At 60.3% G+C, this 13,096-nt stretch carries 12 protein-coding genes; 5 read left to right on the forward strand and 7 right to left on the reverse strand.

Features of this window, described 5'->3' with window-relative positions:
• Positions 1 to 22: 22 nt before the first annotated feature.
• Positions 23 to 1,108, reverse strand: a complete 1,086-nt coding sequence (locus tag GOX88_RS10175) for a polyamine ABC transporter substrate-binding protein (protein WP_170401056.1) — start codon at positions 1,106 to 1,108, stop codon at positions 23 to 25.
• A gap of 140 nt (positions 1,109 to 1,248) precedes the next feature.
• Between GOX88_RS10175 and GOX88_RS10180 the strand changes: the two genes are divergently transcribed.
• Together GOX88_RS10180 and GOX88_RS10185 are read left to right on the forward strand one after the other, a co-directional pair.
• A complete protein-coding gene (locus GOX88_RS10180; protein ID WP_170401057.1) occupies positions 1,249 to 1,932 on the forward strand; it encodes a GntR family transcriptional regulator in 684 nt (227 codons plus the stop codon).
• Between the two features lie 74 nt (positions 1,933 to 2,006).
• A complete protein-coding gene (locus GOX88_RS10185; protein WP_170401058.1) occupies positions 2,007 to 3,404 on the forward strand; it encodes an aspartate aminotransferase family protein in 1,398 nt (465 codons plus the stop codon).
• Positions 3,405 to 4,174: 770 nt separating this feature from the next.
• Here GOX88_RS10185 and GOX88_RS10190 read toward each other — a convergent pair.
• Positions 4,175 to 5,473, reverse strand: a complete 1,299-nt coding sequence (locus GOX88_RS10190) for a lytic murein transglycosylase (RefSeq protein ID WP_170401059.1) — start codon at positions 5,471 to 5,473, stop codon at positions 4,175 to 4,177.
• A 111-nt stretch (positions 5,474 to 5,584) separates the two neighbouring features.
• Here GOX88_RS10190 and GOX88_RS10195 point away from each other — a divergent pair, with 111 nt between their 5' ends.
• Positions 5,585 to 5,971, forward strand: a complete 387-nt coding sequence (locus GOX88_RS10195; RefSeq protein ID WP_170401060.1) for a DUF1801 domain-containing protein — start codon at positions 5,585 to 5,587, stop codon at positions 5,969 to 5,971.
• On the opposite strand, the gene rnr is transcribed toward GOX88_RS10195, so the two are convergent.
• The 3 genes from rnr to dapE are packed head-to-tail and all read right to left on the reverse strand — an operon-like array spanning position 5,962 to position 9,986.
• The gene (gene rnr, locus GOX88_RS10200) at positions 5,962 to 8,220 is read right to left on the reverse strand and encodes a ribonuclease R (RefSeq protein ID WP_170401061.1); all 2,259 of its coding nucleotides are present in this window, start codon (positions 8,218 to 8,220) and stop codon (positions 5,962 to 5,964) included. The two genes, GOX88_RS10195 and rnr, sit on opposite strands and share 10 nt — an antisense overlap.
• A 47-nt stretch (positions 8,221 to 8,267) precedes the next feature.
• Positions 8,268 to 8,843, reverse strand: coding sequence for a TIGR04282 family arsenosugar biosynthesis glycosyltransferase (locus GOX88_RS10205; RefSeq protein ID WP_170401062.1), 576 nt, complete (start codon positions 8,841 to 8,843; stop codon positions 8,268 to 8,270).
• 3 nt (positions 8,844 to 8,846) lie between these two features.
• Positions 8,847 to 9,986, reverse strand: a complete 1,140-nt coding sequence (gene dapE / locus GOX88_RS10210; protein WP_170401063.1) for a succinyl-diaminopimelate desuccinylase — start codon at positions 9,984 to 9,986, stop codon at positions 8,847 to 8,849.
• A 199-nt stretch (positions 9,987 to 10,185) separates the two neighbouring features.
• On the opposite strand from dapE, the gene GOX88_RS10215 reads away from it, so the two are divergent.
• Positions 10,186 to 11,244, forward strand: coding sequence for a transporter substrate-binding domain-containing protein (locus GOX88_RS10215; protein WP_170401064.1), 1,059 nt, complete (start codon positions 10,186 to 10,188; stop codon positions 11,242 to 11,244).
• 96 nt (positions 11,245 to 11,340) lie between these two features.
• On the opposite strand, the gene GOX88_RS10220 is transcribed toward GOX88_RS10215, so the two are convergent.
• Positions 11,341 to 11,685, reverse strand: a complete 345-nt coding sequence (locus tag GOX88_RS10220; protein WP_170401491.1) for a hypothetical protein — start codon at positions 11,683 to 11,685, stop codon at positions 11,341 to 11,343.
• Positions 11,686 to 11,791: 106 nt separating this feature from the next.
• On the opposite strand from GOX88_RS10220, the gene GOX88_RS10225 reads away from it, so the two are divergent.
• Positions 11,792 to 12,127 (forward strand): cupin domain-containing protein, encoded by a 336-nt coding sequence (locus GOX88_RS10225; protein ID WP_170401065.1) that lies wholly within the window; start codon positions 11,792 to 11,794, stop codon positions 12,125 to 12,127.
• 52 nt (positions 12,128 to 12,179) lie between these two features.
• On the opposite strand, the gene dapD is transcribed toward GOX88_RS10225, so the two are convergent.
• Positions 12,180 to 13,007 (reverse strand): 2,3,4,5-tetrahydropyridine-2,6-dicarboxylate N-succinyltransferase, encoded by an 828-nt coding sequence (gene dapD / locus GOX88_RS10230; protein WP_170401066.1) that lies wholly within the window; start codon positions 13,005 to 13,007, stop codon positions 12,180 to 12,182.
• Between the last annotated feature and the right edge of the window lie 89 nt (positions 13,008 to 13,096).

Raw genomic sequence — 13,096 nt, forward strand, 5'->3', positions numbered from 1 at the left:
CGCCTTGCTCAGATACTTCGGATCAGGTGCCCGATTTGATCTTGGTCCACATGCGGGTCACAACACGCTGTGTTTTCTGCGGGTACGGCCCTTTGATATAGGTGTTTTCCATGGCCTCAGCCGACGGGTAGACGGCGGGATCATCGATCACGTCAGGGTCCAGAAACTCTTGCGAGGCCTTGTTGCCGTTGGCGTAGAACACATAGTTCGACGCGGCCGCCATGTTCTGGGCGTCCAGCATGAAGTTGATGAACTGATGCGCTCCGTCAGGGTTCGGCGCGTCGACCGGCACGGCCAGCTGGTCGAACCACATCTGCGAGCCTTCCTTGAACGCGTTATAGGCAATCTCGACCCCGTTATCGGCTTCGGCCGCGCGATCCCGCGCCTGCAACACATCACCCGAGAACCCAACGGCCACGCAGATATCCCCGTTGGCCAAGGCGTTGATGTATTCCGAGCTGTGGAACTTGTTTACGTAAGGCCGGACCGCAGCAAAGACCTCTTCGGCTTTGGCGATATCGTCCTTGTCATGCGAATTCGGATCAAGGCCTGCATAGACCAAAGCCGCCGGCACCATCTCATCCGGGGCGTCCAGGAAATACACGCCGCACGAGGCTAGTTTCTCCATGTTCTCCGGGTTGAAGATCAGCTCCATCGAATCCAGCGGCGCATCTTCGCCCAGCACTTCTTTGACCTTACCGACATTCACGCCCAGCCCCGTGGTGCCCCACATGTAGTTGACCGAATGCTTGTTGCCGGGATCAAACTGCGAGACGCGCTCGGCAATGACTTCCCACGCGTTGCCGATATTTGACAGTTTGGCCTTGTCCAGTTCCTGGAACGCACCCGCCTGAATCTGGCGGCTCATGAAGCTGCCGGTCGGCACCACCACATCATAACCCGACCCCCCGGCCAGCATCTTGGTTTCCAGAACCTCGTTGCTGTCGAATACGTCGTAGATCAGCGTCAGGCCGGTTTCTTCCTCGAATTTCTTCAGAAGCTCCTCGTCGATATAATCGGACCAGTTGTAGACACGTACTTCTTCGGCGAAAGCCGCCGAGGTTCCCAATGCGATGACCGCGGTCATCGTCAGCGTTTTGATTGACATTTTTTTCTCCCTGCAAGTGTACGGGTATTTTCCCGTTTTTTTGGATTTGATCAAGTTTTGCGTTTTCCCTCGATCCCGCGTATGGTTTCACGACGTCAGAAACCTGACAAGTTAACCTCATCGGAATCAGGGCAAACCAATTGGATTTGATCAAAAATAAGGCATCGGGAACCAAGGCAGAGGGCGAAAAACGGCCTGCACATGAACAGGTGTACCAGACCCTAAAAGCGCAGATCATGTTCGGCGAATTGGTACCGGGACAGCCTGTCACGATACAGGGTCTGACCGAATCTCTTGGGGTTGGAATGACCCCGGTACGCGAAGCGATCCGGCGTCTGATCTCGGATGGCGCGCTGGTGTTTCAGGGTAACCGCAGGGTCAGTGTCCCGTTGTTGTCGGCGGGTGATGTTGAGCAGATGATCTTTGCAAGATTATCAATAGAAACAGAGCTTTCCAAACGTGCGACCGCGAATATGAACAGCGCGGATATCGACCGCCTTGAACGCCTCGACCAACAGCTGGACCGCACCATCGCCGATGGTGACGTCAGCGGCTATCTGCGCCTGAATCACAGCTTCCACGAGGCGCTGTATTCCCACGCGAACGCACCGATTCTCAGCGATCTGACCGAGCGACTCTGGCTGAGATTCGGGCCGTCCCTACGCGTGGTTTGTGGCCGTTTTGGCACGCAGAGCCTGCCGGATTGGCACAAGGACATCCTTACCGCTCTGCGCGCTCAGGACGCCGATGGGGTCGCAAAAGCCACTGCAAAGGACATCAAACAGGGGATGGAACTGATGGCCGATGCCCTGAGCCATGACTAGTTTTCCGTGATTCGATTGACAGGAAAAAATTTGATCATATTGTGAACGCCAACTGCCTTTCAGGAGATTTCCGGATGTCCACCATCACCAACCACATGCCCACCGCTGAATTGCAAGCGCTGGATGCCGCCCACCACATGCACCCGTTTTCGGCCAATGGTTCACTTGGCAAAGAGGGCGCGCGCGTCATCACCCGCGCCAAGGGTGTTTACCTGACCGACAGCGAAGGCGAAGAGATTCTGGACGCCATGGCCGGCCTGTGGTGCGTCAATATCGGCTATGGCCGCGATGAGTTGGCCGAGGTCGCTGCCCGCCAGATGCGGGAACTGCCCTATTACAACACGTTCTTCAAAACGACCCACGTGCCCGCCATCGCACTGGCCAAGAAACTGGCCGAACTGGCACCGGGCGATCTGAACCACGTCTTCTTCGCTGGAGGCGGGTCCGAGGCGAACGACACCAATATCCGTCTGGTGCGCACCTATTGGGCGGAAAAGGGCCAGCCCGACAAGAACGTCATCATCAGCCGCAAGAACGCCTATCACGGGTCCTCGGTGGGCTCGGCCTCGCTGGGCGGCATGGCGGGGATGCACGCACAGGGCGGCATTCCGATCCCGAACATTCACCATATCAATCAGCCAAACTGGTGGGCCGAGGGCGGCGACATGACGCCCGAGGATTTCGGCCTGGCCCGCGCGCGTGAGCTGGAAGAGGCCATTCTGGAACTGGGCGAAGACCGCGTCGCAGCCTTCATCGCCGAACCCGTGCAGGGCGCAGGTGGCGTGATCGTAGCCCCGGATACCTACTGGCCCGAAGTTCAGCGTATCTGCGACAAATACGATATCCTGCTAATCGCGGATGAAGTGATCTGTGGCTTTGGCCGTACCGGCAACTGGTTCGGCTCGCAGACCGTAGGGATCAAGCCGCATATCATGACCATCGCCAAGGGCCTCAGCTCGGGCTATGCACCCATCGGCGGCTCGATCGTCAATGACGAGATCGCCGAGGTCATCGGCGGCACCGAGTTCAACCACGGCTACACCTATTCCGGCCACCCGGTTGCTGCGGCTGTTGCACTGGAAAACCTGCGCATTCTCGAAGAAGAAAAGATCGTCGACCATGTCCGCGACGTGGCCGCGCCCTATCTGAAACAGAAATGGGAAGCACTGGCCGATCACCCACTGGTGGGTGAGGCCAAGATCGTCGGCATGATGGCCTCGATCGCGCTGACTCCGGACAAGGCCAGCCGCGCCAAGTTCGCGTCCGAGCCCGGCACGGTCGGCTATATCTGCCGCGATCGCTGCTTTGCCAACAACCTGATCATGCGTCATGTAGGCGACCGGATGATCATCTCTCCGCCGCTGGTCATGACCCCTGCGGAGATCGATGAGATGTTCGTGCGGATTTACAAATCGCTGGATGAGGCGCAAGCCGAGATCAATGCACAGGGGCTGATGAAGGCGGCGGCATAGGATAGCGACTTCGCTAGAAGTACGAAAGGGGCGGTTGGTGCAACGACCGTCCTTTTTCAACTCAAAGCAGAATAACTTCTTTACAACCACAAAATTTCAAACTTAGTTCGGAAGCATTCGCTTCAAGAGCTTTCAATTTCAATGCCCGAGAAATTACTAGCAAAAGAAAAGAAACCATTCGTTGCACGGTGGGTCAGAGTTGTACTGCTCGTTTATTTAGTGCTTACCGTTCCACACATCATCTTATCTTTCTTTTCAGTACAATATTTTCCGTCTCCTGATTGGTTGATCAAGGCTCGCCCTTTCGACATTGCTTTGAGCGTTGCTGTACTGTGCTTTATCAGTGCCGTGTGTTTTAGGTTGTGGAAGAAACAACGCTCTTCGTCCGCCAGATGGGATGTCTTTTGGCAGTGGTTGTCCTTTAGTATGTTTCCAGCTTGGCTTGTCCTCCACATGGGTTCAGGAGCGGTCACATATGGCTTCCCTATGATAGTTTCCGCATTCGCGGGGCAGGACACAGAACTGTCATATGTAGTAAAATGGCGTGCAAATCTGAGTTCGGAAGGTCGGTGCCCATACTCAATCTATTTAGATGGAGTTCCGTCGCCATGGCAGAGATTCTGCAATTTGCCTGAAGAACTCGTCACCACCGTCAGGCGTGGCGATACGATCATTGTTTCAGGCAAAGGTACAAGCATGGGTCTATATGCAGATAGCGCAGCTCTTTCAACTGATAGCTAGCAGCGTCTCTAAGGATAGTCCTCGCTAAATCACCGCAGCCATTCCAACAGCTTCAAACTGGCATAACCGTCCGGCAGCAAGCCCTGCGCCAATTGGTACGCCCGCACGGCTTCGGTCGTGTTTGGCCCGGTGCGCCCGTCGATGCCTTGGGTATCAAACCCGGCCTCGGTCAGGCGGGATTGCAGTTCCTTTTTCTCGGTGAAACTCAGCACCCTATCCCCCCGAGGCCATTTGGCGTGAAACGGGGTGTGACCAGCCAGACGGTCGGACAGATGGCCTATGCCGATCACATAAGCGTCGGCGCCGTTATAGGTCTCGATCACGCCGAAATTGTCGAAGACCATCAGCGCCACGCCCTGCCCTCCGGCGGGCAAAAGGATGGCGGCTTGCCCATGATCCGGGACCGGTTCGCCGTCACGCCCGACCACACCGCGCGCGGCCCAGTCCGACGGCAGCAGCGTGTAATCCCGCTTGGCGGTGGCATAGTCGAACCCCTCGGGCAGGCGCACCTCGACCCCCCACGGTTGCCCCGTGGTCCAGCCGTGCCGCATCAGGTACGCAGCGGCCGAGGCCAGCGCGTCCGTGGGGTCGTCCGACCAGATATCCCGCCGTCCGTCACCGTCGAAATCCACCGCGTGATCCAAATACGAGGTCGGCATGAACTGCGTGTGCCCCATCGCGCCCGCCCAGCTGCCAACCATGTGGCTGGGGCTGACATCCCCGGCCTGAACGATCCGCAAAGCCGCGATCAATTGAGTTTCAAAGAACTGCGCCCGCCGCGCGTCAAAGGCCAGAGTCGCCAGCGAGCGGATGGTCTGATCACTGCCCCTAAACGTCCCGAACGCGGTCTCAAGGCCCCAGATCGCGGTGACGACCTCTTTCTCGACGCCATACTGCGCCTCGATCCGGGTCAGAGTCGCGTGGTGACGCTCAAGCCCTGCCCGGCCATTGGAGACGCGCTTATCCGAGACCGCGGAATCCAGATACTCCCAGATCGGTTTCGAGAATTCGGCCTGATTGCGGTCGCGTTCAATGACCTTCTTGTCATAGGTCAGACCGGCCAGCGCCCGATCCAGTGTGGCTGCGGAAATACCCTGTTCAAGCGCCCGGTCCCGAAACGCCCCCAGCCACGCCTGAAACCGCGCATTTCTTTCGGTCGACACCCGATACTCCATCGCTGAGGGCCGCAGGACCGGTCGCAAAGACACTGTCAAATCGGCCGAGGCCAGCTGAAAGGTCTGAGACCTATCCGCTGTATTGAGGGATTCCGCCTGCACAATGGATGCCCATAATGCAGCGGCAATGACGCCACTTGTGCATTTACGCATTCCGAAATTCCTGATTACTGCTCGGGGTCAGAATAGCGCAAAAGGCGAAATTCACAAAGGGCTCAGACCGAAACTTCTGACATGCCGGAGCAAACGGGATAAGCTGCTGAGATGACGCCATTTGACGATCCCAAAGTGGCCGCTGCTTACGACGCGCTGCCTAAGGAGACCCGGGCTGGTGCGCTGGTCCTGCGCGAGTTGATCTTTGACACCGCCGCGTCCTTACCCCATGCGCAACCTCTGCAAGAGGCGCTGCGCTGGGGGCAGCCGGCTTATCTGGCCCCCAAGGGGTCGACGATCCGGATCGGCACGCATAAATCCGCGTCTTTTGCGTTGTTCGTGCATTGCCAAAGCCGGTTGATGGGCGACTTCACCTCGGCCTTTCCGGGTGAGGATCGGCTGGACGGCAACCGGGCCATCCTTTTTGACAACCCGGATCAGATCGACCCGACCCGCCACGGCTGGTTGATTGCACGGGCGTTGACGTATCACCTCTGACGGCGTTTGCGTTCGACCTTGCGTTTGATCTTGTCTTTCTTGCGCTTGGTGCTGACCGCCTTGCGTCGCGTCGGCCGCCCTTTCGGGCCACGGCCGCGCGGCAGAGCCTGATCGTCGATGGACAGCAATTCCAGTTCCAGCCCGCCGGTGACAGGGGTCGCCTCGGTCAGGCGCACCGTGACACGTTGGCCGATGGCGATGATCAGGCCGGTGTCTGAGCCCATCAGGGTCCCCGCCTCGCGGTCGAAGTGGAAGAACTCGCGTCCCAGCGAGCGCACCGGCACCAGGCCATCTGCGCCGGTTTCGTCCATCTTCACAAAGGCCCCGAACCGAGCGATGCCGCTGATGCGACCGGTGAATTCGTTGCCCACACGTTCGCTGAGATAGGCCGCCAGATAGCGATCAGTGGTGTCGCGTTCGGCCATCATCGACCGGCGTTCGGTGTCCGAGATATGGGTGGCGGTTTCGTCCAGGCGCATAATTTCATCCTCGGTCAATCCGTCCTTGCCCCAGCCATGCGCCGAGATCAGCGCCCGGTGCACAATCAGGTCGGCATAGCGGCGGATGGGTGAGGTGAAATGCGCATAGTTGCGCAACGCCAGCCCGAAATGGCCGAAATTCTCGGGGTTATAATAGGCCTGCGCCATCGACCGCAGGGTAGTGAGGTTGATCAGTTCGGCATCTTCGGTCCCGGCGGCGGCGTTCAGCAGCGCGTTCAGGTGACGGGTTTGCAAGACCTGCCCTTTGGCCAGGTTCAGACCTGCCGCTTGCGCCGTTTCCCGCAGGCTTTCCAGTTTCTCGGGCGCGGGTTCCTCGTGAACCCGGAACAGCAGCGGCCTGCGCTTGGCGATCAGCGTCTCGGCGGCGGCCACATTGGCGAGGATCATGAACTCTTCGATCAGCTTGTGGGCGTCCAGACGCTCGCGGAAAGCCACGCTCTCGACCTCGCCATTTTCGCTGAGCACGATCTTGCGTTCCGGCAGGTCCAGTTCCAGCGGCTGCCGCACAGCCCGCGCTTTTTTCAGCGCAGCATAAGCGGCGTAGAGCGGTTTCAGAACCGGCTCCAACAACGGCCCGGTGCGGTCGTTCGGGGCTCCATCGATGGCCTCCTGCACTTCGGCGTAATGCAATGACGCAGCCGAGCGCATCAGGCCGCGCACAAATCGATGGCCGATCTTGTTGCCGTCGGCGTCGATCTGCATCCGCACGGCAATACAGGCACGCGGGACGCCTTCGTGCAGCGAGCACAGGTCACCCGACAAACGATCCGGCAGCATCGGCACCACGCGGTCGGGGAAATAGCTTGAGTTGCCGCGCTTGCGCGCCTCACGGTCCAGCGCGGTTCCGGGCTGCACATAGGCGGCGACGTCGGCGATAGCGACCCAGATCACATGGCCACCGGGGTTCTTGGGGTCATCATCGGCATGGGCATAGCAGGCGTCGTCATGATCGCGCGCATCCGAGGGGTCGATGGTCAGCAGCGGCATGTCCCGCAGGTCTTCGCGGCCCTTCAGGCCAGCGGGTTTGGCCTTGTCGGCCTCGGCAATCACCTTGTCGGGGAAATCGTCGGGAATGCCGTGCTGATGGATGGCGATCAGGGACACGGCCTTGGGCGCCGACGGGTCGCCCAAGCGTTCCACTATGCGCGCACGCGGCAGACCCATGCGGTTCTTGGGTCCGGCCTGTTCGGCCTCGACCAATTCGCCGTCTTTCGCGCCCAGAACCGCGCCGTCATGCACCAGCCATTCGGTCTGGCCGGTCTTGTCGATGGGCACGATCCGCCCGCCCTCGGCCCCTTTGCGGAAGATGCCGACGATCTTGCGCGGGTTGGTCCCGATGCGGCGGATCAGGCGGGCTTCGTAATTGTGGTCTTCCTCATGCACCACGGTCAGGCGGGCCAAGATACGGTCGCCCTCGCCCAGCGCCGGATCGCTGGCACGGGTGATGATCAGAACGATGGGCTCGACCCCTTCGCCATGCCATTCCAGCGGACGGGCAAACAGATCGCCATCGGCATTCGGAGCCTTCACCTGCAACACGCTGACCGGCGGCAGGCGATCCGGGTCGCGATAGCTGCGCTTGCGCTTTTCCAGATGCCCTTCGGCCTCAAGCTCTTTGAGGATACGTTTCAGGTCGATCCGGTCCGCGCCCTTGATGCCAAAGGCCTTGGCGATATCGCGTTTCGAGGTCAGGGTGGGGTTCGCCGAGATCCAGTCGAGGACCTCTTGCTTGGTAGGGATGCGAGTCATGATTCCGGCCTAGCACGGGGATGCGACCGCGTCATGACTAAAAAGGATCAGGGTTTCAGATCGGCCAGCGTGTCGACATCGCGCAACTGATCCAGCAGGGCCACGCGCGTGCCGGGAACAGAGGCCAGCGTGTCAGCCAGAGCGTGTTCGGTTGACCAACGGACATCGCGGAACAGGCCCAGCGGCAGCGCACTGTATCGTTGCGCGCCGACCAGCCAGTACCCTCCGTCCGGTGCGGGGCCGAAGACCATCTGGTCCTGACCCAGCGCCTTGAACGCCCGTGCGATGTGCCCGCGTGTGATGCCCGGGATATCCGCGCCGATCAGGCACACCGGCCCGGTCGGCATACCGCGCAGCATCCGTGCCATCCGGTCACCCAGATCACCGCGCCCTTGCGCCGCGCGCGGCAGGTCAGCGGGCCAGATGCGGCTGGTCAGTCCCTCTCGATCTGGCGAAACCGCCAGCACGATCTGCCAGCGTGGGTCGCGCAACCGCCGGATCAGCGACCGGGTCTGCTGCCGAAACCACCACGCCGCGCCGACCATGCCGATATCGCGGCCCAGCCGGGTTTTCACCCGCCCCGGGCGTGGCTCCTTGACCATGATGACCAGAGTGCGCTGCATCCCTCAGGCGAAATAGTCCCGCAGGATGCGCGTATAGATCGCCTTGAGCTGCTCGATATGCGCCACCTCAACGCATTCATCCACCTGATGCATCGTGCGGCCAACCAGGCCGAACTCGACCACCGGACAGTGGTTTTTCACAAACCGCGCATCCGAGGTGCCGCCCGTGGTGGACATCTCGGGCCGGATACCAGTTTCCGCTTCGACCGCCTGCGCCACCAGATCGGACAGCGGGCCGGGCGGGGTCAGGAAGCTTTCGCCCGAGATCTTAATCTTGATCCCGACCTCGACCCCATAGGTTTCGGCCACGTTTTGCGCCTCGGTCCGCAGCCATTCGCTGAGACCTGTGCCAGAGTGCAGATCATTGAACCGGATGTTCACCGCCCCGCTGCACTGCGCCGGGATCACGTTGGTCGCTTCGTTGCCCGTGTCGATATTCACAACCGCCAGCGTCGAGGCGTCGAAATGATCCGAACCGCGATCCAACTCATGACTGGCCAACCGGTCCATCAGCCGCGCCATCGCAGGCAGCGGGTTTTTCGCCCGGTGCGGATAGGCCGAGTGTCCCTGCACGCCGGTCACGGTGAACCATGCGGTCATCGACCCGCGGCGGCCGATCTTCATCATCTCGCCCATAGTGTTCGGGCAGGTGGGTTCACCCACCAGACAGACCGACATCTTCTCATCCGCCTCAACCATATAGTCCAGCAGTGCCGTGGTGCCGTCCAGCGCATCGGCCTCTTCATCGCCGGTGATGGTCAGGATCACGGCGCCATCGGGCGGCGTGTCCCGCACGAAATCCACGGCTGCTGCTGCAAAGGCCGCCACGCCGGATTTCATGTCCGTTGTCCCACGCCCGTACATTACGCCATCGCGGATTTCGCCGCCAAAGGGCGGCATCGTCCAGGCGGCCTCATCGCCTACCGGCACGACATCGGTGTGGCCGTTGAAGCCAAAGCTGCGCGCGTGGCCCTTTTCACCCCAGCGCGCAAACAAGTTGCTGATACCGCCGCGATCCACACGAGTGCAGTCGAACCCCGCATCGGACAGGAGTTGTTCCAAAAGAACCAGCGCTCCGCCTTCCTCGGGTGTGACCGATGGGCAACGGGTCAGGGCCGCTGTCAATTCTACCGGATCTGTCATGGCGGGGTCCCTCTGGTTCGTTTGCGTGCACAGATTCAACGAATTGGACCAATTGCCAACCCCCGCCCGCCCGAATCTCGGGGCTTTTTTCCGCGTGTTTCGCTTTGACACCCCGACAAATCACAGGTCTTTACCCCGCGATCTCCTTGCCGCACCGATCAAATCTGCGTTAGAGCCCCGCCAAACAGGTGATTTGACAATGATACGCGCGCTTTTCGCATTGGCCTGCCTGACCTTTGCCGTTCTTGCACAGCAAAGCCAGGCCCAGACGCTGAATGTCACCACGGTGACCCGCCCTCCGTTTTCCTATGTCGAGGACGGGGCCCAGACCGGGTTTTCCATGGACCTGCTCGAGGCGCTCGCCGAGTCGCTGAACTGGGAGTATTCGGTCGATCGGGTCGGGGCCTTCAACGACATGCTGGGCGCGGTGCAGGATGGGTCCGCCGATCTGGCCATCGCCAACATCTCGATCACCGCCGCGCGTGAAACACAGATGGACTTCAGCCAGCCGATTTTCGAGGCCGGGTTGCAGATCATGGTCCCGTCCGAGGCCGCGCGCCAGCCGTCACTGCTGCATGCGCTGCTGTCGCGCGAACTGTTCATCGCCATCGGCCTGGCCTTTGCTCTCTTGCTGGGCGGCGGCATGTTGATGTGGACCTTCGAGCGTCGCTCGCAGCCCTATTTCGACCGAAAGCTGAAAGAGGCGTGGTTCCCCTCTTTCTGGTGGGCGCTGAACCTGGTGGTGAATGGCGGGTTCGAAGAACGTATGCCGCGCACCCCGTTTGGTCGCATGCTGGGTGTGGTTCTGGTGGTCTCGTCCCTGTTTATCGTGTCAGTATTCACGGCGCGCATCACCTCGGTCATGACGGTGGATGCGATCAGCGGCAGCGTGAATTCGGTCAACGATCTGTATGGCAAGCAGGTGGGCACGATCACGGATTCCACAGCCGCCAGTTTCCTGAACCGGCGCGAGATTGAATTCACCGGGTATTCCGGCCTTGATGAGATGCTGGCCGCTTTCAGGGAAAAGGATCTGGACGCAGTGGTTTTCGACGCCCCGATCCTGTCCTATTACGCCAGCCATGAAGGTCGCCGGATCGCCACAATGACCGGCGGCATCTTCCTGCGCGAAAGCTACGGGATCGCCTTCCCGACCGGCTCACCTCTGGTTGAGGACGTCAATCAAGCGCTGCTGTCGCTGCGCGAAGACGGTACCTATGACGAGATTTACCGCAAGTGGTTCGGGGCGCGGAATTAGGGCGTTTTGCGATTTCGCTGACAAAACCTCATTGAAATGCGCGTTTGGCCGAAGGGAGAGGCAGCGCATTTCGGTTCTTTGTAAACGCAAAGCGCCTTAGGCCTGACCCTCATCGCCGAAAAACGGCGTCATCTGCGCGACGATCACCGCGTTTTCGTCCAACGCCCGCTGCATCAATGCCCGCTCGTCCGGGTCGATGTCATGGCCCTGTGCCTCACGCTCGGCCAGGGTGCCATAACCGGTGACATCCAGCGGCGCGGTATCGGCCTGTTTCAGAATGGCCACGGTTTCGCGCACGGCCTCGGCCTCGTCCACGCCGCTGGCGAAACACATCAGCGCCGCCCCGGTCGCGCCTTCGGGCAGGCCGTCGCCATCCTTGCGGCCGATCTGCACAAGCAGGGTATAAACCTGCTGACGAGAGGGTTTCTTTTGCTTTTCCATGTTGGGGGCCATAGCCGCGCGCCCGCGCCCGGTCAAGCCGTCGGCAATTGCAGGATGCCCCCGGTGCGTCCATAGTGCCCCGACATAGATCGCAAAGGATGCCTCCATGCCCTATCCTGAATTCATCACCGACTTTCCAAGCCTCGACGTGCCCTTCCCCGAGGACGTGGTGCAATCAGCGGTGATCCGGTCGGATGCGGGGCTGGTGGCGTTCTTCACCTTCCTCACGGATTTCGAACTGCCCGCGCATTCGCACAAGGCGCAATGGGGCACGGTGATCGAGGGTGAGGTGGAACTGACCATCGGGGATGAGACCAGGACCTTTCGCCCGGGCGACAGCTACTCGATCCCGTCCGGCGTCGAACATGGCGGCAAAATCAAGGCCGGAACGCGAGTGATTGACGTGTTCGAGGAACCCGACCGCTATCCGGTCAAAGCGTAACAAAAAAGGCCGCAGCGCAATGCCGCGGCCCCTGATTTGATCTGCGGTCCGATCAGTCGCGCAGCAGCTCGTTGATGCCGGTTTTCGAGCGGGTCTTTTCGTCCACCCGTTTCACGATCACGGCGCAGTACAGGCTGACGTTGTTCTTGGACGGCATCGAGCCGGCAACAACCACCGAATAGGGCGGCACTTCGCCATACATGACTTCGCCGGTTTCACGGTCGACGATCTTGGTCGACTTGCCGATGAACACGCCCATGCCCAGAACCGAGCCTTCGCGGACGATGCAGCCCTCGACCACTTCGGAGCGTGCACCGATAAAGCAGTTGTCTTCGATGATGGTCGGACCGGCCTGCATCGGCTCCAGCACGCCGCCGATACCGACGCCACCCGACAGGTGCACGTTCTTGCCGATCTGTGCGCAGGAACCCACAGTGGCCCATGTGTCGACCATGGTGCCTTCGTCGACATAGGCGCCCAGGTTCACAAAAGACGGCATCAGCACCACGCCCGGGGCGATATAAGCCGACTTGCGGACAACACAATTCGGAACGGCGCGGAAACCGGCAGCCTGCCACTGGTTTTCACCCCAACCGGCAAACTTGCTGTCCACCTTGTCCCACCAGCCGCCAGCCTGAGGACCACCGTTCTGGATTTCCATATCCTTGATGCGGAAGCCCAGCAGAACCGCTTTCTTGGCCCACTGGTTCACGTGCCAATCACCGCTTTCCAGCTTTTCGGCAACCCGCAGCGAGCCGCTGTCCAGCGCGTTCAGCGTATCTTCGATCGCTTCACGGGTCTCGCCGGAGGTGGCGGGGGTGATGGTGTCGCGCGCCTCCCAGGCGGCTTCGATGGCGGCTTCCAGTTGCGCGTTGGACATGTGTGGGCTCCCTGCAGAATCTGTTCACGTTGGTGTTGCCTATACGCAAGCGAAGGACTGGCCGCAATGCGACGCTGAACGCGCACTTT

The organism is Ruegeria arenilitoris, from assembly GCF_013030985.1.
GTDB classification, from domain to species: domain Bacteria; phylum Pseudomonadota; class Alphaproteobacteria; order Rhodobacterales; family Rhodobacteraceae; genus Ruegeria; species Ruegeria arenilitoris_B.

Excerpts from the sequence above, each read along its gene's own strand:
- GOX88_RS10205 (WP_170401062.1), bottom strand. The coding sequence starts at position 8,843 with ATGCAGCGCACTCTGGTCATCATGGTCAAGGAGCCACGCCCGGGGCGG.
- GOX88_RS10215 (WP_170401064.1), top strand. The coding sequence starts at position 10,186 with ATGATACGCGCGCTTTTCGCATTGGCCTGCCTGACCTTTGCCGTTCTT.
- GOX88_RS10225 (WP_170401065.1), top strand. The coding sequence starts at position 11,792 with ATGCCCTATCCTGAATTCATCACCGACTTTCCAAGCCTCGACGTGCCC.
- GOX88_RS10195 (WP_170401060.1), top strand. The coding sequence starts at position 5,585 with ATGACGCCATTTGACGATCCCAAAGTGGCCGCTGCTTACGACGCGCTG.
- GOX88_RS10190 (WP_170401059.1), bottom strand. The coding sequence starts at position 5,473 with ATGCGTAAATGCACAAGTGGCGTCATTGCCGCTGCATTATGGGCATCC.
- GOX88_RS10185 (WP_170401058.1), top strand. The coding sequence starts at position 2,007 with ATGTCCACCATCACCAACCACATGCCCACCGCTGAATTGCAAGCGCTG.
- rnr (WP_170401061.1), bottom strand. The coding sequence starts at position 8,220 with ATGACTCGCATCCCTACCAAGCAAGAGGTCCTCGACTGGATCTCGGCG.
- GOX88_RS10220 (WP_170401491.1), bottom strand. The coding sequence starts at position 11,685 with ATGGAAAAGCAAAAGAAACCCTCTCGTCAGCAGGTTTATACCCTGCTT.
- dapD (WP_170401066.1), bottom strand. The coding sequence starts at position 13,007 with ATGTCCAACGCGCAACTGGAAGCCGCCATCGAAGCCGCCTGGGAGGCG.
- GOX88_RS10175 (WP_170401056.1), bottom strand. The coding sequence starts at position 1,108 with ATGTCAATCAAAACGCTGACGATGACCGCGGTCATCGCATTGGGAACC.
- dapE (WP_170401063.1), bottom strand. The coding sequence starts at position 9,986 with ATGACAGATCCGGTAGAATTGACAGCGGCCCTGACCCGTTGCCCATCG.